At 31.8% G+C, this 805-nt stretch carries 1 protein-coding gene; it reads right to left on the minus strand.

Features of this window, described 5'->3' with window-relative positions; all coding sequences use genetic code 11:
- Positions 1-274 precede the first annotated feature (274 nt).
- Positions 275-805: oxygen-insensitive NAD(P)H nitroreductase (nfsB, locus tag DNK84_RS14020; protein WP_119345037.1), on the minus strand; the 531-nt coding region annotated here is incomplete at its 5' end.

The raw sequence follows: 805 nt of genomic DNA on the forward strand, positions 1-805 counted from the left end.
CATTCAAGCCGTTGCACCTAGGGCTTTTGCTTCGGATAATCTTGTTGTTCAGAGTTGGATTTTTAGTAGTCAACAAACAGTTTAGGGACCTTATGATAATAGATTTTACGTAACTCATCAAAATATATAGTTTTTTGCAGATTATTTTTTATACCCATTTCCCTAATATAATAAAAATTGTTATGTTTGAGCTTGTTTAATTACTTCTATGATACTAATAAAGTATATAGCTCACTGAAATCCTAAAATGAATTCAGAACGAATTTTAAGCTATTTAAATTTCAGTAAATATTTTTTCTTCAGGAAGTCTAGATTTAGGTAGTTTAGCATTAAAGTCATCTTCTGAACTATAACCTACAGTAACGATGACAGAAGTTTTAAGACCTTTCTCTTTTAAATTAAATTCATCATCAATAATATGAGTTTCAATACCTTCCATAGGTGTGGCATGTAGACCTAAACCAGCTAAGCCTAATAGTAGATTACCAAGACTTATATAAATCTGTTTCTGTGCCCAGTTTTGTAGTTCCTGAGGTCTATCTAGGTATGCTAGAGCAAATTTTCTACGTACATCTCTTTGCATACTCTCAAACTCAACAGTAGGGAAGCGGCCATCTTTTCTTTCTTGATCTAAAAGTTCTTCTAAATAGCTATTATCAATATTTGTTTTAAAGCAAAGAACTATAGTCAAAGCAGAGTTTTTTATATTTGCTACATTTTTAGGGTGGATATTTTCAGAGGCCTTTGCAAGCTTTAATTTTGCTTGCTCAGAAGTAGCTAGAATAAAATGCCATGGCTGAGAGTT

This window comes from Facilibium subflavum (assembly GCF_003574485.1).
In the GTDB taxonomy this organism is placed as follows: domain Bacteria; phylum Pseudomonadota; class Gammaproteobacteria; order Francisellales; family Francisellaceae; genus Facilibium; species Facilibium subflavum.